Raw genomic sequence first — 18523 nt, 5'->3', positions numbered from 1 at the left:
ATGTGGCCGGGCTCACAGGGCCGCGGCGGCCGGACGGGGAATGGGGCGCCGGGGTATCGGCATTGCTTAAGGTGCTGCAACAATGCGCACGCACATACCAGCCGGTAAGCCCGTCGTCTGCCAGGAGCCTCCATGACCGCAACCACGTCCGCCGTCTCCCGCGCGGCCCGCGTCCTGTCCCGCCCCGTCCGGCTGAACGGCCTCACCGTCCCCAACCGGATCGTGATGGCGCCGATGACCCGGATGTTCTCCCCGGGCGGCGTCCCCGGCGACGACGTGCGCTCGTACTACGCCCGCCGCGCCGCCGCCGGCGTCGGCCTCATCGTCACCGAGGGCACCTACGTGGGCCACGAGTCGGCCGGCGAGAGCGACCGCGTCCCGCGGTTCCACGGCGAGGAGCAGCTCGCGGGCTGGGCGAAGGTCGCCGAGGACGTGCACGCGGCGGGCGGCACCATCGTCCCGCAGCTGTGGCACATCGGCATGGTCCGCAAGCAGGGCCAGGCGCCCTACCCGGACGCCCCCGCCATCGGCCCCTCCGGCCTGGCCGCCGCGGGCGCCGAGCCCACCGGTACGGCGATGACGCAGAAGGACATAGACGACGTCGTCGGCGCCTTCGCCCGGGCCGCGGCCGACGCCGAGCGCATCGGCTTCGACGGCGTGGAGATCCACGGCGCCCACGGCTACCTGCTGGACCAGTTCCTGTGGGCGGGCACCAACCGCCGCACCGACGCCTACGGCGGCGACCCGGTCGCCCGCACCCGGTTCGCGGCGGAGATCGTCGCCGCGGTCCGCGAGGCGGTCTCGCCCGGGTTCCCGGTCGTCTTCCGCTACTCGCAGTGGAAGCAGCAGGACTACACCGCCCGCCTCGCCGAGACCCCCGGCGAGCTGGAGGCCGTCCTCACCCCGCTCGCCGAGGCCGGCGTCGACGTCTTCCACGCCTCCACCCGCCGCTACTGGCAGCCCGAGTTCGACGGCTCCGACCTGAACCTGGCCGGCTGGACCAAGAAGATCACCGGCAAGCAGGTCATCACGGTCGGCTCGGTCGGCCTCGACGGCGACTTCATCAACGCCTTCCAGGGCGAGGGCTCCCAGGTCAAGGGCATCGACAACCTCCTCGACCGGCTGGAGGCCGACGAGTTCGACCTCGTCGCCGTCGGCCGCGCGCTGCTCCAGGACCCCGAGTGGGCGGCCAAGGTCCTCGCCGACCGCTTCGACGAGCTGAAGCCGTACGACGCCTCGGCGGCCAAGACCCTCAGCTGAGGCGCCGCTAGAGATTGCCCATCGGCTCGATGTCGACCCGCAGCGGGGTGCCCCACACCCGGAGCACCTCGTAGTCGGTGAACTCGTGGACGAGCCGGTAGGCCATGGCGGGCCGGGAGCCGCGCCGCTGGGCCGCGAGATAGGCCTCCGCCTCGTGCCGGTCCCGGCGGGGCGTGCCGCACAGCTGCCACTCCTGGCCGTTCCACAGCTCCGGCAGCCACCGCTGCTGGGGCTGCGGGCGGTCCCCGCGCACGCCGTACCGGGAGGGCGCGGTGGGGGCGGGTTCCGCCGGGCGGTGGCGGGCGCCCTGGTACTCCGAGCGGCGGGCGGCCCGGCGCCGGGTCTCGCACAGCAGGCACAGGTCGGGGGCGCTCTCGTCGACGGGCCCCTGCGGGTGCTCCGGGCACCGGGTGGCGGGCGCGCCGGTGGCGACGCTGTCCTCCAGCAGGTCCAGGGCGCGCCGCAGGTCGTCCTTGATCTCGTGCAGCCGGGCGTCCGGGGTGTCGGCGGTCAGGGCCTCGCCGTGCTCCCCGAGCAGCCTGAGAGCCCGTCCGAGGGCGGTGAGCTGGGCGTGGTTCATATCGGTCGGTCGCCTCCTCCCCTCCATGGTGCCCCGGCCCGCCCGGCACCGTCCCCGGGACCGGCGGACGCGTGGTGGGGTGGGGAGCCATGACGACGCCCCGTACGGCCCGCCTCCTCGGTGCCCTGCACCGCTTCAACGCGGCCCACCCCTGGGACCACAACGCCCGCTACCACCCCTGGCTGCTACGGCGGTTGCCGCGCCGCTTCGGCACCGCGCTGGACGTCGGCTGCGGCAGCGGGGAGCTGGCGCGGCTGCTCGCCGGGCGTGCCCGGGAGGTCGACGCCCTCGACGCCGACGCCGAAATCCTGGCCCGGGCACGGGAGTCGACACCCGGCACGGCACCCGTCACCTACCTCCTCGCCGACGCCTCCCGCCAACTGCCCGACGGCCCCTACGACGTGATCACCTGCGTCGCCGTGCTCCACCACCTCCCGCTCGCCGAGACCCTCACCCGCCTGAAGGACCGGCTCGCGCCCGGCGGCACCCTGGCCGTCGTCGGCTGCGCGCGGGCGTCCGGCCCCCTGGACCACGCGCTCGGGCTGGCCGCCACCGCGCTCAACCCGCTCATCGGCTGGGCGAAGAACCACGGCCGCCCGGCCCCGCGACGGCCCGACCCGATGACCGCCCCCACCCGGGACCCCCGGGAGACGTACGCCGAGATCACCCGCACCGCCCGCTGCTTTCTGCCCGGCGCCCGCCCGCGCCGCCGCCTGTTCTGGCGCTACACGCTGGTGTGGCGGGCCCCGGCGCCAGGGGCACGGCGAGGGGGCTGACCGGGGGCGGGGCCGGGCCGGGGGGCGGGTCAGGGCACGGCGCGCTGCGCTGCGGGCGCACCGCCCGCGTGGGTCAGGGCGGCTCGCAGGTGGCCGCCCGACTCCTCCAGCAGGCGGGCGGCCGTGGGGCCGTCGACGCCGGCCAGGAGGGCCAGGATCGCGTGCTTCACCTCGCCGCCGGTCTCCGTGAGGGCCTTGTCGATCTCGGCGTCGCCCGCGCCCGTGGCCAGCGCGACGATCCGGTGCGAGCGGGCCCGCAGCTTGGCGTTGGAGGCGCGCACGTCGACCATCAGGTTCCCGTACGTCTTGCCGAGCCGGATCATCGTGATCGTCGACAGCATGTTCAGCACCAGCTTCTGGGCCGTGCCCGCCTTCAGCCGGGTGGAGCCGGTGATCAGCTCCGGACCCACCACCACCTCGATGCGGTGCTCGGCGGCGGCACCCAGCGCGCTGTGCTCGTTGCAGGCCAGGCCGATGGTCAGCGCGCCGGCCGCGCGGGCGTGCTCCACGGCGCCGACGGCGTACGGGGTGCGGCCGGAGGCGGAGACCCCGACCACGCTGTCCTCCGGGGTGATCTTCAGCGCGTCCAGGTCCCGGCGGGCCAGCTCCCCGGAGTCCTCCGCGCCCTCCACGGAGGTGACCATCGCCGCGGGACCGCCCGCGATCAGCCCCACGACCCGGTCCGGGTCGGTGTTGAAGGTGGGCGGGCACTCGGAGGCGTCGAGCACCCCCAGCCGTCCGGCGGTGCCGGCCCCTGCGTAGACGAGCCGGCCGCCGCGGGCCATCCGCTCGGCCACGGCGTCGACGGCGGCGGCGATCCGCGGCAACTGCCCCGCCACGGCGCCGGGCACGCCCGCGTCCTCGCCGTTCATCAGCCGGGCGATCTCCAGGGTGGGCAACTGGTCGATGCCGGCCAGCTCGGGCCGGAAGGCCTCGGTGGTCAGGGAGGCCAGCTGACTGCGCAGGTCGTGAGAGGTCATAAGGGGGGTGGCTCTCTCCGGTAGGGGGACGTGCTGTCCCTACGGTCTATCGCGAAGCGCTCCGGTGCCGGTGCGCCAGCGCCTCGTAGGACGCGGCCAGCGCCGGTGCCGCCGTCTCGTACGTCCGCTGCGCCACCCCGACGAACAGGCAGTCCACCACCAGCAACTGGCTCGTCCGGGAGGACATCGCGGCGGGCCTCAGCTCCGTCTCCCGCGAGGTCGACGTGGTCAGCACGAGGTCGGCGTACTGGGTGACCGGCGAGTCCGGCCGCCCGGTGACGGCCACCGTCGTCGCCCCGTGCTCGAAGGCGGCCCGCAGCGGCTCGATGACGTCCCCCGTCGACCCGGAGTGCGTGATCGCGATCGCCACATCACCCGAACGGAGCTGCACGGCGTTGGTCACCGCCAGGTGCGGGTCGCTGTGCGCGTGGGCTATGAGACCTATGCGCAGCAGCTTCTGGGTGAGGTCCTGGGCGACCAGCCCGGACGCCCCCACGCCGTACACATCCGTGCGCCGGGCCGCGACCAGCGCGGTGACGGCCGCGCCGAGCTGCCCGGTGTCGAGTCCGGCGGCCGTGTCGGCGAGGGTCTGCTGCTCCTCGTAGGCCAGCTTGGCCACGACGTCGTCCAGGGAGTCGTCCACCGCGATGTCGGTGGTGATCGCGGGCGCGCGGCCGGACTGCTGCTGGGCGGCGAGTCCGGCGAGCGCGAGCCGCAGGTCCCGGTAGCCGGGGTAGCCCAGCAGCCGGGCGGTGCGCACGACGGTGGCCTCGCTGGTGCCGGTCAGTTCGGCGAGGCCGGTGACCGTCAGGGCGGCGCAGCCGGCCGGGTCGTTTGCGACGGCCTCGGCGACCCGCTGCATGGACCGGGTCATGGAGGGGGCGAGGGTGCGCACCTTCGCGGCGAGCGAGCCGCCCGGGCTCCCGAAAATTTCCTTCACGTCCTGGGTCACGTAGTGAAAGATATTTTCGGTTCGGTGTCCCGGTCAAGAGTGCGCACAATGGGGTGCATGGACCCCATCAGCCCCCTGGAACAGGCGTTGCACGCGGCCCGCGCCCTGGTGCTCGCGGACCTGGTCGCGCGCGACGTCGCGGAGGCGGACGTGGTCTCCCTGGTCGAGGAGTCCGTCGCCCAGCGGCGCTGGTGGGTCGAGCAGTGGCCGGACGGCGCCGCCTTCGTCGCCGGGCTGGTCGCCCAGGACGTGCAGGACGCGCTGCTGGAGCGGTACGGACGCTGGCCGCTGTGCCCGGTGTGCGGCTCCGGCGACCCGCACGCGCTGGACGTGGAACCGGAACTGGGTCCCGACCCGCACTGGGTGTGCCACAAGGCGGGCGTGCGGGTCGCGTCGGTGGGCTCGCTCGGCACGGCCGCCGGCGGAACGGTCTCCTCGTGACCCTGTACGTCGACCCGCCCGACTGGCCCGGCCACGGCCGCATGTGGTCGCACCTGGTCAGCGACGTGTCGTACGACGAACTGCACGCCTTCGCCGCCCGGCTGAGCCTGCCGCGGCGGGCCTTCGACGGCGACCACTACGACCTCCCGGCGAACCGGTACGCGGACGCGGTGGCCGCCGGGGCGGTGGAGGTCGGCAGCCGGGAAGTGGTCCGGCTGCTGCGGGAGTCGGGCCTGCGCCGGCCCAAGGGGCCGCGGGCGCGGCGCGGTTAGCCGCCGTCGCCGGGACGTTCAGGCGCTGCGCAGGTACAGCCCGAGCCCCGTCCCCATGCCGTGTTCGTCGTGGGCCGTCCGCTCCTCCTCCACGGTCGCCCGGGTGAAGCCCGCGCGGGTCGCGACGCTCCGGGAGGCGGTGTTGCCGTGCTCGATGGTCAGCAGCACCAGGCCGACGTCCTCGCGGGCCAGCGCCCACTCGGTCAGCGCGCGCAGCGCCTCCGTCGCGTAGCCCTGGCCGCGGGCCTCCTCGACGAGGTCGTAGCCGATCTCCACCCGGCCCTCCTCGTCCGGGGCGCCGTGGAAGCCGATGCCGCCGAGCGCGCGCCCGTCCTCGTGGCGGACCAGGGCGAAGACCCCGAACTCGGGCCGGTGCACGCCCGCTTCGTACGCCTTGACCAGATACCCGGCGGCCTCCCGGGTGCCCGTGTACGGCTCGCCGCCGAGCCAGTCGAAGCCGCCGTCGCCGCCGAGGCGCAGATCGTGGGCGACGGCCGGGCGGAGGCCGGTCAGGGTGATCCGCTCGGCGGGGACGACCAGATTGTTGCGCCAGCGCCACCCGGTGACCGGGGCGCGGCCGGGCAGCTCGCCGCGGCCGGTGGCCCACAGCAGGGTCGGCCAGGGCGCGGTGCCCGGTTGGACGTGCGGGAACAGCCAGGTCAGCACGGACTCGGCGAGGTCCGCGGGGGGTTCGTAGGGCAGGCCGAGGCCCTGGGCCAGGTCATGGGTGTGCAGCAGCGTCTCGGCGATGCCCATGGCCGCGAAGCCCTCGCGGTCGGCGCTGCCGTACGGGTAGGGGTGGTAGGCGCGCACCCCGGGCGGTGCGCTGCGGACGGCCGCCGCCAGCAGGCCGCCGGTCGCCTCGATGATGCGGAGCAGGTCCGCGTTGCCGGTGCCCTCGTCGGGCTTCAGCTCGTAGGGGACGTAGGCGTCCCGGGCGCGGGCGACCAGGTTGGAGGCGTAGGCGACGAGGTCGTCGGCGAGGTGCACGGCGGTGGTGCGGCAGTCCCACTCCAGCCGTCCGGCCGTGACGCCCGTCCAGTCGCGGTCCACCGCCGGGCGCAGGGCCGCGAGGCAGCCCGCGACGGCCTCGGTCACGTCGTCGCCGTTTATCGTTCGCATGGCCGCACCCTAGGCGGCCGTCCCGCTCAGGTCGACAGCATTTCCAGCTCGCCGGCGAGGTTGCGGCGGGCGGTCGCCTCCCAGTGCTCCCGGCCGTACGGGGTGCGGAACAGGGCGGGCAGGGAGAGGAGTTGGCGCAGGACCGCCGAGCGTCCCGTGCGGAAGGCGTCGTTCGGGACGAAGTGGTACTCCTCGCGGATCCGGGCGGTGTAGACGGAGTACGCCGACGGGGGCGCGGCCAGGATCGCGAGGTCGGCGTCGCACAGCACCTGGCCGTCGGGGTCGTCGTCGGCCGGGTCGTGGTCCACGGTGAGCCGGACCAGCCGGGCCACCTCGGCGGTCCTCGGCCCGGGCAGGCCGGCCTCCGGCAGGGCGCGCTCGGCCAGCCGCGCGGACCGCTCCTCGTTCTCGGACCGCTCGGGGAGGTAGACGGCGTCGTGGAACCAGGCGGCGAGCCGGACCACGTCCGGGTCGGCGGCGTACCGCTCCAGGACGTCGACGTGGTCGAGCACGGCGGTGAGGTGCGCCATGGTGTGGTACCGGCGCTGCGGCTCCTGCCAGCGGGCGAGCAGGTTGTCGGCGTACGGGGCGGGGTCGGGGCCGCCGCCGGGGGCGCGGGCTGCCTCCAGGGCGCGGGCGAAGCGGAGACGCAGGGCGTCGAGGTCGGCCATGCCCCCCATTGTCCCGTGCCGGGCCTCCCCGGCCCCCTGCCTCACGGCGGCCCTGTCCCACGGCGGCCTGTCCCACGGCCGGTCCCCGTCTTCCCCGCCGCCCCGGCTTTCACGACCGTCCCCGTTCTTACGGCTGGCGCTCGGGGACCGGCATACTCTTGAATTGGACTAGACCTGTAGTCGCCCGACGAATGCCGATGAATGGGGTGCCATGAGCAAGCGTGCAGTCCTGGAGGTGATCGCCCTCGACGTCGAGGACGCGGTCGCCGCCCAGGCCGGAGGCGCGGACCGGCTGGAGCTGGTCACCGATATGGCGGCCGACGGGCTCACCCCCGCGCCCGCCACCGTCGCCGCGATCCGCGCCGCCGTCGACATCGACCTGCGCGTGATGCTCCGCGTCGCGGACGGGTTCGCGGCCGGGGACGTGGACCGGCTGGCCGGCCTGGCCGGCGAGCTGCGGGAGGCCGGCGCCGACCAGTTCGTGCTCGGTTTCCTCGACGAGGACGGCGGCGCCGACCTGGCCGCCGTGGAGCGGGTCGTGGACGCGCTCGACGGCTGCCCGTGGACCTTCCACCGGGCGATCGACCGGGCCGCCGACCGGGACGCCCTGCGCAAGCAGCTCGCCGACCTGCCCGGCCTGGACACCTACCTCACCGCGGGCGCCGCCTCCGGCGTGGACGACGGCCTGCCCACCCTGCTCGCCGAGGCCGCGCGGGGCGGCGGCCCCGGCTACGAGCAGCGGATCATGGTCGGCGGCGGGCTGCGGCTCGACCACGTGTCCCGGCTCCGCGAGGGCGGGATCGAGGCGTTCCACATCGGCGGCGCGGCCCGCCCGGCCGGCTGGCGCGGCCCGGTCTCGGCGGACGTGGTCGCCCGGTGGCGCACCGCGCTGGACGGGGCCTAGCCGCGCCCCCGCACCGGGTGCAGGCACAGCGGGGTCGAGCCGTCCGCGCTGTACTGGAGGTGGGCGTAGTAGTCGCCGTCCGCGCAGTACCCGTTGTGCTGGTCGGTGATCAGGTACTGGGCGTCCGGCGAGTCGCAGGGCACGTTCCTGAGGTCCTGGTGGGGCCACTCGCGGTCGTTGTGCGCGCACGCCCCGACCGACAGCGGCTCGGTGTTCCGCCGGGGCTGGAAGCGCACCCCGGACGGCTCGTCGGAGCCGCCGGCCGCGAGCAGGACGGGTACGGCGACCACCAGCGCCGCCAGGACGGCGAGCGGGACCAGCCCGGCCGGCCGCCGCAGCAGCGGGCGGCCGGGGTCCAGCGGCGGGCGCCAGGCGGCCGTGACCGGCGCCGGCAGCCGCCGGATCCGGGCCAGCGCACCGAGGTTGAGCAGCAGGGTGACCGGCGTGACGACCACCGACAGCGGCCCCCACCAGCCCCGCACCAGGGTGTCCCGCTGCGTCTGCCGGAACACCGCCAGCGCGCAGGGGCGGCACAGCGTCCCCCGCCGCCGCGTGAACCGCATCACCACCACCATGCCCCGGTGCCCGCGCACCGTCACCGGCGCGGCGGGCAGCGCCCCGCACACCTCGCACCCCGGCCCGGGGGCGGGCGGGTACGGCGCCCCGGGCTGCTGGTACGGGTAGGCGGGATACGGCGAGTGCGGGTACGGCGTGCTCAACGGGGGCCTCTCCAGGGGGACATGCCGGAACGGCTCAGCACCCTACTCGCCGAGCTGCGCGGGCAGCGGCGCCGCGTGGGTCACGATCAGGCCCGACACCGCCCGGGTCAGCGCCACGTACAGCCGCCGCAGGCCGGTGCGTTCGTCCGGCTCGCCGTCCACCACGGCCCGCGGCTCGTCCAGCACCACGTAGTCGTACTCCAGGCCCTTGGCGAGCGAGGCCGGGACGAGGGTCAGCCGCCGCTCGCGGGTGGTCTCCTCACCCGGCGCCAGGTACGGGATGCCGGCCGCCCGAAGGGCCTCGGCCAGGACCGGGATCCGGGCGTCGGCGGCGATCAGCCCCGTCGAACCCTCGTTGCGCAGCAACTGCTCGCAGGCTTCGACCACATCGGCCGCCCCGCCGGCCGGACGGACCTCGAAGAACCCGGGGTTCTCCCGGACCGAGGCGACCGGGGCGAGGCCGGGCGCGATGTGCGGCAGCAGCCGGGAGGCGTACGCGATGACGTCCGTCGGCACGCGGAAACCGGCCGTCAGCTCCTCCACCACGCCCTCCGGCTTGCCCAGGTGCTCCAGCGCCTGAGCCCAGCCGCGGGTCGCCCACGGGGTCGTGCCCTGCGCCAGGTCGCCGAGCACGGTGGCGCTGCCGGTGGTGCAGCGGCGGCCGACGGCCCGGTACTGCATGGGGGACAGGTCCTGCGCCTCGTCCAGCACGACGTGCCCCAGCGAGTGGGTGCGCCGGATCAGATCGGCCGCCTCGTCGATCAGCACGGCGTCCGCCGCCGACCACCTGGCCGACTTCACGCTCCGCGCGGGCCTCGCCCACAGGATCGTCTTCTGCTCGTCCTCGTCCAGGATCCCCGCCGCGTGCTCGGCGAGGAAGTCCGCGTCCGACAGCAGCCGCAGCACCAGCTTCGCCGGGTCCACGGCCGGCCAGATCGCCTTCACGGCCGCCTTCACCGCGCTGCTCCGGGCCACCGCGTCCTGCACCCGGTCGTCCGGGGCCTCGCCGGCCTGCTCCATCCGCACCAGCACGGCGTGCGCGATCCGCTGCGGCAGCGCCTCCCGGGCCGCGCCGTAGCGGATGTCCCGGGTCAGCAACTCGTCGGTGATCTCCTCCAGTTCGTACGCCGGGACCCGCCAGCGCCGCGAGCCGCGCACGACCACCACCGGCTCGGTGGGCCCGGTCACGTGCGCGTACAGGGCCCGTCGCAGCACCCGCGCCATCCGGGCGTCGCCCTTGACGATCGCGGCGGCGGCCTCGTCCGTGCCGCGCACCTCCACGTGGGCGACCAGGTCGTCCACCGTCGCCTGCCGCACGGACAGCTCGCCGAGCGCGGGCAGCACCTGCTCGATGTAGTGCAGGAAGGACCGGTTCGGCCCGATGACCAGGGTGCCGGTGCGGGCCAGCCGCTCCCGGTGGGCGTACAGCAGGTACGCCACCCGGTGCAGGCCGACGGCCGTCTTCCCGGTGCCCGGGCCGCCCTGCACGCAGACCGTGCCGGACAGCCCGGACCGGACGATCTCGTCCTGCTCCGGCTGGATCGTGGCGACGATGTCCCGCATCGGGCCCACGCGCGGCCGCTCGATCTCCCGCTGGAGCAGTCTGCTGGTGGTGGCGGCCTCCGCCGGGTCGGACAGGTGCTCGTCCTCGTACGCGGTCAGCTCGCCGCCGGTGTAGCCGAAGCGCCGGCGCAGCCCGACGTCCATGGGGCTCTTCCTGGACGCCCGGTAGAACGGCTGCGACACCGGGGCCCGCCAGTCGATGACCATGGGGTCGCCGTCGGCGTCGTGCACGTGCCGCCGCCCGATGTAGAACCGCTCGCCCCGCGCGCCCTCGGCCTGCTCGGCGCCCGGCGCGCGCAGGTAGTCCAGGCGTCCGAAGAACAGCGGGGTGCCGCTGAGGTCGGCCAGCGCCTTGACGCGCTCGTCGATCTGGTGGGCGAGGACCTCGGCGTTGACCCAGTTCGCGGTGACGTCGCGGATGTCGAGGGCCTCCACGTCCTCGCGCATGGCGCGCAGGGCGGCACGGGACGCGGCGAGGTGGGCGCGCTCCCGGGCCAGCGGGCCGTCGAGCGGGGGGTGCGGGTCGTGGGCGGGCGTGGACAAGGGGGTGCCTCCGGTGGGCCTGCTGCGTGGGCGTGGGCTACGACGGTGCCGTCCGGTTTCCGGCCGGACGACGGCTCTCCGAGGGGGAGGCGGGCAAGGGCGGAGATTTTAGGGGAGGGGCCGGTGTGGGGGCCAATGATTTTCGGTCTCCACCCGGGGGTGGACGCGCCGCGTTCCCGGATCGGCTCCGCGGACCGATGCGGGCGAGGGGCCCGCGGTTCCACCATGGAGACATGAGCGCAGCATTCATCCACCCCGTTCCCGCCCGGCCCCCCTCGGGCGCCACGGCCCTCGACGGCATCCACCACCACCGGCTGGGCGACGCCCTCCGCGCGGTGAGGGTGTTCCTGGAGGCGGCCTTCGGCGTCGTCATCCTCGGTGAGTACGGCGAGGAAGCGGGCATGATCCGCAAATAGCAACATAAGGTCGCGTCCGTGTGCAAACGGACGGTGATGCCCCGCCTGCCCCTCCTCCCTGCCCTGCTCCTCCTCGCCCTCTCCCTCCCCTCGTTCGCCACGCTGTGCGCCCTGCGCGGCGCACCCATGGCCGACCTCCTCGTCTACCGCGCGGAGGGCGCGGCCGTGGCCCGCGGCGCCGACCTGTACGGCTTCACCGTCACCGAGTGGCGGCTCCCCGCGACCTACCCGCCGTTCGCGGCGATCCTGTTCGTCCCGGCGGCCTGGCTGCCCGTTCCCGTCCTGAAGGCGGCCTTCCTCGCGGGCAACGTGCTCCTGCTCGCGGCCCTCGTCGTCCTGTCCGCTCGCCTGGCCCGGCGCGCCCCGGCCCCGCCCCTGGTGTGCGCCGCCACCGCCCTCGCCCTGTGGCTCGAACCGGTCTTCCAGACCCTGCTGTTCGGCCAGGTCAACCTGGCCGTCGCCTGCCTGACCCTGTGGGACCTGACCCGGCCCCCGGGCGCCCGGTGGGCGGGAGCGGCCCTCGGGATCGCGGCCGGGATCAAGCTCACCCCGGCCGTGTTCCTGGCCTGGCTGGTGCTGCGCGGCCGGCTCCGGGAGGCGGCGACGGCCCTCGCGGCCTTCGCGGGGACGGTCGCGCTCGGCGCCGTCCTGCTGCCCTCGGCGACCGTCTCCTTCTGGGGCCGGCAGCTGTGGCAGACCGGCCGGGTCGGCAAGGCGTGGATCGTGGACAACCAGTCCCTCCAGGGGCTGATCGCGCGGCTGCTCGGCGACCCCGCGCCCGGCCCCGGCTGGGTGCTGCCGGCGCTGGTCACCGGCGGCGTGGGCCTGTGGCTGGCCGGCCGCGCCCGCCACGAGCGGCACGGGATCCTGCTCACCGGGCTCACGGCCCTGCTGGTCTGCCCGATCAGCTGGTCCCACCACTGGGTGTGGTGCGTGCCGCTGCTCGCGGTGCTGCTCGGTGACGGCCGCCGCCGGGCGGCGGCCGTCACCGCGGCGGTCTTCACCGCCCGCACCCTGTGGCTCGTCCCGCACGCGGGCGACCGGGACCTGCACCTGCCGTGGTGGCAGCAGCCGGCGGCGTCGCCGTACCCGCTGCTGGCGCTCGTCCTGCTGGCGGCGGGGGCGGGGGCGCGCCGCCGGGGGTCTCAGGCCGCGCCCTCCGCCAGGATCTCGTCGGCGTCCACGATCCGGTAGGCGTAGCCCTGCTCGGCCAGGAACCGCTGCCGGTGCGCGGCGAAGTCCTGGTCGATGGTGTCGCGGGCGACCACCGAGTAGAAGTGCGCCTGGTGGCCGTCGGCCTTGGGGCGCAGCACCCGGCCGAGCCGCTGGGCCTCCTCCTGCCGGGAGCCGAACGTGCCCGACACCTGGATGGCGACCGTGGCCTCCGGCAGGTCGATGGAGAAGTTCGCGACCTTCGACACCACCAGCACGCTGATCTCGCCCTCGCGGAAGGCGTCGAAGAGCTTCTCGCGCTGGGCGTTGGAGGTCTCGCCCTTGATGACGGGAGCGTTCAGGTGCTCACCCAGCTCGTCCAGCTGGTCGATGTACTGGCCGATGACCAGGATCTGCTGCCCCGCGAACCGGCGGACGATCGCCTCGGTGACCTTCCGCTTGGTCGCGGTGGTCGCGCAGAAGCGGTACTTCTCCTCCGCCTCGGCCGTCGCGTACGCCAGCCGCTCGGAGTCCGTCAGGTTCACCCGGACCTCGACGCAGTCGGCGGGCGCGATGTAGCCCTGCGCCTCGATCTCCTTCCACGGCGCGTCGAACCGCTTCGGCCCGATGAGCGAGAACACGTCCGACTCCCGGCCGTCCTCGCGCACCAGGGTGGCCGTCAGCCCCAGCCGGCGCCGCGCCTGGAGGTCGGCGGTGAACTTGAAGACCGGGGCGGGCAGCAGGTGCACCTCGTCGTAGAGGATCAGCCCCCAGTCCCGGGAGTCGAACAGCTCCAGGTGCGGGTAGACGCCCTTCCGCTTGGTCGTCAGCACCTGGTAGGTGGCGATGGTGACCGGCCGGATCTCCTTCTTGGTGCCGCTGTACTCGCCGATCTCCTCCTCGGTCAGCGAGGTCCGCTTCACCAGCTCGTGCTTCCACTGCCGGGCGGAGACGGTGTTGGTGACGAGGATCAGCGTGGTCGACTTCGCCCGCGCCATCGAACCGGCGCCGACCAGCGTCTTGCCCGCGCCGCACGGGAGCACGACGACGCCGCTGCCGCCGTGCCAGAAGTTCTCCACGGCCTGCCTCTGGTACGGCCGCAGCGCCCAGCCGTCCTCCAGCAGGTCGATCGGGTGCGCCTCGCCGTCCACGTACCCGGCGAGGTCCTCCGCCGGCCAGCCCAGCTTCAGCAGCATCTGCTTGATCTGGCCCCGCTCCGAGGGGTGCACGGCCACCGTGTCCGGGTCGATCCGGGCGCCGACCAGCGGGCTGATCCGCTTGGACTTCAGCACCTCCTCCAGCACCGGCCGGTCGGTGGTGGTCAGGACGAGTCCGTGCGCGGGGTGCTTGCTGAGGGTGAGCCGGCCGTAGCGGTCCATCGTCTCGGCGATGTCGACGAGCAGCGCGTGCGGCACCGGGTAGCGGCTGTACTCCACCAGGGCGTCCACGACCTGCTCGGCGTCGTGTCCGGCGGCGCGCGCGTTCCACAGGCCGAGCGGGGTGACCCGGTAGGTGTGGATGTGCTCGGGCGCCCGCTCCAGCTCGGCGAAGGGCGCGATGGCCCGCCGGCAGTCGTCGGCCCGCTCGTGGTCGACTTCCAGCAGCAGGGTCTTGTCGGACTGGACGATCAGTGGACCATTCACGCGCGGCACACCCTTTCCACAACGGCCAAACGTCCAGTGTGCCTCATCGAACGGTTTGTCCGGGGGCGTGCGCCGTGCAACCCCGCCCCGGCCCCGCGGGTCTACACCCGCGACGGGGATCGAGGGGAGGGCGCGGGATGACGGCGGTCAGATGGGCGACCGGTGCGGGGGCGGTGGTGGTGCTGATGGGCACCGGCGTGTGGGCCATGCGGCCGGGACAGGTCGACGCCCGGCTGTGGGAGGAGGTCCGGCCGGTGATCGAGGCCCGCCTCGCGGCGGAGCAGCGGGGCACCGGGTACGGCGAGGAGGTGCCCGGGCTGGACGCGCACTGGTTCTGCCGGGCCGAGCCGGTCGGCCTGGAGCGGCACGGGTACGAGGTGCGGGCGGGCGTCGACACGCTGTGCGTCGAGTACGGCGTGCGCGACGGCGGCCTGGTGGAGTGCGGCGGCGGACGCGTCCCGCAGGTGCTGCGGCTGGCGCGGGCCGCCGACGGCCGCTACCGGGTGGTCTCCCACGAGCGGGCCCCCGACGGCGCGGGCCACGCGAGCTGGACGAGGTCCCGCTTCGGCCGCCTCGGGGCGTCCGCCCTGCGCGACGGGATGTCGTCCGCCCCCCTGGAGAACGCGGCCCGCGCCCGCTACGGCCTGCGGGAGGACACACCGGTCCGGGACTGCTGAGGGGGCGGTATCGGGGGCCGCCGGGCCCGGGTCAGCCGTCCGCCAGCTCCGCGACCCCCGTGATCCGGTGCAGGGGGTAGGTGCGGACCTCGTCCGCGGTGTGGTCGTAGCCCGTGACGAAGCCGCCCTCCACGCGGATGGGGGAGATGACCCGCTGGCTGGCGGCGCCCTCGGCGTTCACGTAGCCGATCCACAGCGAGTCGCCGGTCAGGACGGCGGCCTGCACGGTGGCCAGGGTCTCGGCCGAGGAGGTGCGGGGCAGCTCGCCGCCCGCCGGGGGCTCGCCGACGGGCTTGCGCGGCGCGGTGGCGGCCAGGTCACCGGCCCGGATCGCGCGGATCGCCGCCGAGAGCAGCGTGGCGTCGGGCGGCGGCGGACCGTCCGGCACCGGCTCGGGCGCGGTGCGCGGCGGGGTGCGGTGCGCGTGGGCCCGGGCGATCAGCACATCGCCCTCGGCGGACTCGGCGGCGGGCGCGAACCCCATCGCGCGCAGCCCCTCCAGCAGCGTCGCCGGGTCGGTCTGCGCCGCCAGCACGGTCGGCGCGAGGCGGCGCAGGCGCAGGGCGGCGGCGCGCTTGTCGGCGAGGATCTCGTTCAGCAGGGCGTCGTCGTCGCAGCGGACGTACGCCGAGGCCGCGCCGACCCGCAGGTGGCCGTGTCTGCGGGCCACGTCGTCGATCAGGTAGGCGAGCGGCTGGGGGACCAGGGTGCGGGAGTGCTCGGCGAGGAAGGCGTGCAGGTCGGCGGCGGTCCGGCCGGCGTCCAGGGCCCGGCGGACGGAGGCCGGGGTGAACCGGTACACGGTCGCCCCGCCCTTGGACTCCACGTCCGCGAGCACGCCCAGCGTGTCCGCGAGCGGGCGCCGCAGCGGGCCGGGGGCGACCGCCGTCAGGTCGGCCTGGAGCAGCACGTGGTCCAGGGGCTCGGGCAGCAGCGGCGCGAGCAGCCGCGCCGCGGCGGCTCCCGCGGCGGCCTCCTCGGGCCCGGTAAGGGGCACGGGCCGGTCGGGGGCGGTGCGGTGGCGGTGCACGGGGAGCTTGTCCCCGGGGCCGGGCCCGGGACCCTCGGAGGGAGAACCGCCGGGCACGGCCGCCCCGGGCCGCGGGGTGCCGGTGCCGTCGCCCGCCGGGGCACCGGAGTCGTCGCCCGCGGGTGCCCCCAGCAGTGCGCGGCCGTGGGCCGACAGGGCGCCCCGGCCGGTCAGGCCCAGCAGCTCGGCCTCCGACAGGGTCCAGCGGGCCAGCCGGGACCGCAAATCTTCCTCGCCGTCCCGGCGGTCGCCCCGCAGCGGGCGCTCCCAGCGCAGCCGGGCCAGCACCGACCCGGCGTCGGGGGCCGCGCCCGGACCCAGCCCGGCCAGCAGGGACAGCACCCGGTGCCGCACCTCGGGCGCGGCGGACCGGTCGAGCCCGGGGCCGAGCGCCGACAGGGTCCGGTCCTTGGCGTCCCGGCCGCCGACCAGCCCCGGGGTCCGGGTGGCGGCCAGCCACGCCTGGGCGAGCCGGACCCAGCGCTCGGCCGGCGGGCGCTCCAGCCACTCGTCGTAGGCGGGGGTGGCCGCGTACCGCTCGTCGGCCTCGCCGTCGGAGGCGATCAGTCCCGCCGCGTACGCCAGTTCCACCCAGAAGGCGGCGACCGGCTCGGAGACGTCCAGGGCCACGGCCGTCCGCTTCAGGTCGCGGACGCTCAGCCCGCCGGCCCGCAGCACGGCCGGGCCGCCCTCGTCCCAGTCCTTCAGCAGCTCTTCCACGGTGGCCAGCGCGGTGTACGCCTGTCCGGCCGCGGTGGCGTCCACCACCCGCGGGCCGTGCGTCGCGGCCGGCACCACGGCGGGCGGCAGCGGCTCGGGGGCCCGGTGGGCGCGGCCGGCGCGCAGGTGCAGGGCGACCTCGCGGGGGAGCACGACCGTGCCGGGGGCGGTGGGCAGCAGCAGCCCCCGGTCCAGCAGCCAGCGCAGGTGTGCCGCCGGTTCCGCCGTGACCTGCCCGTACGGCGGCCCCCACACCAGCCGGTCCAGCACCTCGCGGGCGGCCTCGGGGGCCTGGGCGAGCAGCCTGGCCAGCTTCCTGCGGTGGGTGAACAGGGCGGTCAGCGCGGTCACGGCGGACACCGAGTCGTGCGTGGACGGCAGCCCGGCCGTCGTCACGATCTCCTGGATCCGCCCCGGCGACATGCCCGAGGTGGCCTCCCGCACGGTCGGCCCGAGCCCGGTCGGGGACGGGTGCTGCGGCGAGGGCGCCAGCACCTCGCGGGCGGTGCGCACCAGCCGCAGCCGGTCGTCCCCGCCCCACACCAGCGCCTGTTCGCGCAGGGTGCCCAGGGCCCGCGGCAGCGCGCCGGCCACGGCCGCGTCGCCCGCGTCCCCGGCCATCAGCCCGAGCAGGGCGTCGTACGGCGCCGGGTCCGGGGCCACGGCCAGCGCCTCGGCCGTCTGCAGCGCGAACCGGTCCAGCCGCTCCAGGGCGCGCAGCACCGAGGCACGGGTGCCGGCGCGCGTGGCGAGCTGCGTGAGGTCGCTGGGCACGGGGGTGACGAGGTCCGGGCGGCTGCGCAGCAGCGCGGCGAGGGAGGAGTCGTCCCGTGCGCGGAGTGCCTCCGCGAGGGACCGAGGGGCTGAGTGGGCCTCGGGGCTCATCCGGTCAACGTTAGCGGACAACCCAGGGGCCGAGGACATCCCGCGAGAAGCGGTACCGTCCCTCCCGGGGTTTCAGTCGGCGCACCCCGGAGGGGTTCCGTGGGGATCGAGAGCGACCAGGTCGTCTACGAGTATCTGAGCCGCGTCGGTGACATCGCCCAGCAGCGCCAGCTGCCGTCGGCGACGCGCATGCGGCTCGTGTCCGAGCTGCGCAACGAGATCGACCGGCACCGGGCGAAGGCGACGGTGGACTCGCCCGCCGCCGTCCGCCGCATCCTGGACCGGCTGGGCAGCCCGGACGAGGTGGTCACGGCGGCGGACGCCACCGGCGGCGCCCCGCAGCCGCCCGCCACCGCCGTCCCCGCGCAGCCCTCCGCCGGGGAACGGGCGCCGGAGCCGGAGCGGCCGAAGAGGCTGCGCCGGGCCGTGCCGCGCCCGCGCCCCGCAGAGCCCCGGCCGCCCGCCGCGCCGGACGCCCCGGCCCCGCCGCACCTCGCCCCCGCGCACGAACTCGGGGACGGCGCGGCGCCGCCCGACTGGTGGCGGGTGCGCGGCCCGCGGGCCGACGTCGACCCGGTGCCGGGGTTCGTCGGCGGCGTGGAGATCCCGGACCTGCTCAAGCGCCCCCCGCGGGAGGCGGACCCGGCCCCCGCCGGCCCGGCCCCCACCGAGGCGGCGGCCGAGGCGCCGCCCGGGACCGGGCCGGCGGCGCCCGCCGCGCGCCGCAGGCTGCGCGGACTGCTCCCGGCCCGCGCCGAGGACGCCCCGGCCGGAGCCCCCGCCCGCGGGCCGCTGTCCGGCTGGTCCAACCCCCTCCTGCTGCTGGCCGCCGCCGCGCTGGCCGCCGGCGCGGTCCTCGGCAACTGGTTCGCGCTGCTCGCGGGCTGGGCCATCGCCTACGGCTCCCGCCGGCTGACCCCCGCGGAGACCAAGTGGGCCGTCATGGTCCTGCCCGGCGCGGCGGTCGCGGCCGGCCTGCTCTGGCTGTGGGGCCGCACCGACGGCCGCTGGGGCACCCCGATCCCTCAGGGGCACATGGGCGACGCGATCGGCGAGACCTGGCCGTGGGTGGTCCGGGGCGCGGCGGTGGCCTCGGCGCTGTACCTGGTGTGGCGTTCACAGCGGAAGAGGTAGCGCCGGGCCGGTGGCGGCCGGCCCGCGCCGCACCCGCCCGAGGACGCGGACGACCACGCGGCCGGACCGCCCCGCACCCGGCG

The 18523-nt window shown here is 75.8% G+C and carries 18 protein-coding genes; 9 read left to right on the top strand and 9 right to left on the bottom strand.

What is annotated here, in order from left to right; all coding sequences use genetic code 11:
- Positions 1-132 precede the first annotated feature (132 nt).
- A complete protein-coding gene (locus tag ACZ63H_RS10190) occupies positions 133-1260 on the top strand; it encodes an NADH:flavin oxidoreductase (protein WP_469863407.1) in 1128 nt (375 codons plus the stop codon).
- Positions 1261-1267: 7 nt separating this feature from the next.
- Here ACZ63H_RS10190 and ACZ63H_RS10185 read toward each other — a convergent pair whose 3' ends face one another.
- On the bottom strand, positions 1268-1840 hold the full coding sequence (locus ACZ63H_RS10185; RefSeq protein ID WP_467935013.1) for a hypothetical protein: 573 nt from the start codon (positions 1838-1840) through the stop codon (positions 1268-1270).
- A gap of 89 nt (positions 1841-1929) precedes the next feature.
- Here ACZ63H_RS10185 and ACZ63H_RS10180 point away from each other — a divergent pair, with 89 nt between their 5' ends.
- Complete coding sequence (locus ACZ63H_RS10180; protein WP_469863406.1) at positions 1930-2616, top strand: class I SAM-dependent methyltransferase; 687 nt, start codon at positions 1930-1932, stop codon at positions 2614-2616.
- A gap of 29 nt (positions 2617-2645) precedes the next feature.
- Here the strand turns inward: ACZ63H_RS10180 and murQ are convergent, their stop codons facing one another.
- Entirely contained in the window at positions 2646-3596 is a 951-nt protein-coding gene (gene murQ / locus ACZ63H_RS10175; RefSeq protein ID WP_469863404.1) for an N-acetylmuramic acid 6-phosphate etherase, read from the bottom strand.
- Between the two features lie 46 nt (positions 3597-3642).
- Entirely contained in the window at positions 3643-4548 is a 906-nt protein-coding gene (locus ACZ63H_RS10170; protein ID WP_469863402.1) for a MurR/RpiR family transcriptional regulator, read from the bottom strand.
- A gap of 57 nt (positions 4549-4605) precedes the next feature.
- On the opposite strand from ACZ63H_RS10170, the gene ACZ63H_RS10165 reads away from it, so the two are divergent.
- Together ACZ63H_RS10165 and ACZ63H_RS10160 are read left to right on the top strand one after the other, a co-directional pair.
- A complete protein-coding gene (locus tag ACZ63H_RS10165; RefSeq protein WP_469863400.1) occupies positions 4606-4989 on the top strand; it encodes a hypothetical protein in 384 nt (127 codons plus the stop codon).
- The gene (locus ACZ63H_RS10160; protein ID WP_469863398.1) at positions 4986-5261 is read left to right on the top strand and encodes a DUF4031 domain-containing protein; all 276 of its coding nucleotides are present in this window, start codon (positions 4986-4988) and stop codon (positions 5259-5261) included. Before ACZ63H_RS10165 ends, ACZ63H_RS10160 begins: the two co-directional genes overlap by 4 nt.
- Before the next feature lie 18 nt (positions 5262-5279).
- Here ACZ63H_RS10160 and ACZ63H_RS10155 read toward each other — a convergent pair whose 3' ends face one another.
- Both ACZ63H_RS10155 and ACZ63H_RS10150 read right to left on the bottom strand, forming a co-directional pair.
- Positions 5280-6359: a GNAT family N-acetyltransferase gene (locus tag ACZ63H_RS10155; protein WP_469863483.1), complete on the bottom strand. Its 1080-nt coding sequence runs from the start codon at positions 6357-6359 to the stop codon at positions 5280-5282.
- Between the two features lie 50 nt (positions 6360-6409).
- Entirely contained in the window at positions 6410-7054 is a 645-nt protein-coding gene (locus ACZ63H_RS10150; protein WP_469863396.1) for an HD domain-containing protein, read from the bottom strand.
- A 211-nt stretch (positions 7055-7265) separates the two neighbouring features.
- Here ACZ63H_RS10150 and ACZ63H_RS10145 point away from each other — a divergent pair, with 211 nt between their 5' ends.
- Positions 7266-7958 carry a copper homeostasis protein CutC gene (locus tag ACZ63H_RS10145; protein WP_469863394.1) on the top strand — a complete coding sequence of 231 codons (693 nt, stop codon included), beginning with the start codon at positions 7266-7268 and terminating at the stop codon, positions 7956-7958.
- Here ACZ63H_RS10145 and ACZ63H_RS10140 read toward each other — a convergent pair.
- Both ACZ63H_RS10140 and ACZ63H_RS10135 read right to left on the bottom strand, forming a co-directional pair.
- Positions 7955-8677: an LppU/SCO3897 family protein gene (locus tag ACZ63H_RS10140; RefSeq protein ID WP_469863392.1), complete on the bottom strand. Its 723-nt coding sequence runs from the start codon at positions 8675-8677 to the stop codon at positions 7955-7957. The genes ACZ63H_RS10145 and ACZ63H_RS10140 overlap by 4 nt on opposite strands.
- Positions 8678-8719: 42 nt before the next feature.
- Positions 8720-10783, bottom strand: coding sequence for a HelD family protein (locus ACZ63H_RS10135; RefSeq protein ID WP_469863390.1), 2064 nt, complete (start codon positions 10781-10783; stop codon positions 8720-8722).
- 233 nt (positions 10784-11016) lie between these two features.
- Between ACZ63H_RS10135 and ACZ63H_RS10130 the strand changes: the two genes are divergently transcribed.
- Both ACZ63H_RS10130 and ACZ63H_RS10125 read left to right on the top strand, forming a co-directional pair.
- The gene (locus tag ACZ63H_RS10130; RefSeq protein WP_469863388.1) at positions 11017-11199 is read left to right on the top strand and encodes a hypothetical protein; all 183 of its coding nucleotides are present in this window, start codon (positions 11017-11019) and stop codon (positions 11197-11199) included.
- An 18-nt stretch (positions 11200-11217) separates the two neighbouring features.
- On the top strand, positions 11218-12393 hold the full coding sequence (locus ACZ63H_RS10125; RefSeq protein ID WP_469863386.1) for a glycosyltransferase 87 family protein: 1176 nt from the start codon (positions 11218-11220) through the stop codon (positions 12391-12393).
- On the opposite strand, the gene ACZ63H_RS10120 is transcribed toward ACZ63H_RS10125, so the two are convergent.
- Complete coding sequence (locus ACZ63H_RS10120; RefSeq protein WP_469863384.1) at positions 12345-13994, bottom strand: DNA repair helicase XPB; 1650 nt, start codon at positions 13992-13994, stop codon at positions 12345-12347. The two genes, ACZ63H_RS10125 and ACZ63H_RS10120, sit on opposite strands and share 49 nt — an antisense overlap.
- Positions 13995-14131: 137 nt before the next feature.
- On the opposite strand from ACZ63H_RS10120, the gene ACZ63H_RS10115 reads away from it, so the two are divergent.
- Positions 14132-14671, top strand: a complete 540-nt coding sequence (locus ACZ63H_RS10115) for a hypothetical protein (protein ID WP_469863382.1) — start codon at positions 14132-14134, stop codon at positions 14669-14671.
- Positions 14672-14702: 31 nt separating this feature from the next.
- Here the strand turns inward: ACZ63H_RS10115 and ACZ63H_RS10110 are convergent, their stop codons facing one another.
- Complete coding sequence (locus ACZ63H_RS10110; RefSeq protein WP_469863381.1) at positions 14703-17306, bottom strand: helicase-associated domain-containing protein; 2604 nt, start codon at positions 17304-17306, stop codon at positions 14703-14705.
- Positions 17307-17405: 99 nt separating this feature from the next.
- Here ACZ63H_RS10110 and ACZ63H_RS10105 point away from each other — a divergent pair, with 99 nt between their 5' ends.
- Positions 17406-18440 carry a hypothetical protein gene (locus tag ACZ63H_RS10105; protein ID WP_469863379.1) on the top strand — a complete coding sequence of 345 codons (1035 nt, stop codon included), beginning with the start codon at positions 17406-17408 and terminating at the stop codon, positions 18438-18440.
- Positions 18441-18523 lie beyond the last annotated feature (83 nt).

It is taken from the genome of Streptomyces sp. NPDC104831 (assembly GCF_055583025.1).
Note: the sequence above shows the minus strand (reverse complement) of the source record. Positions and strands in the feature narration are given on the sequence as shown.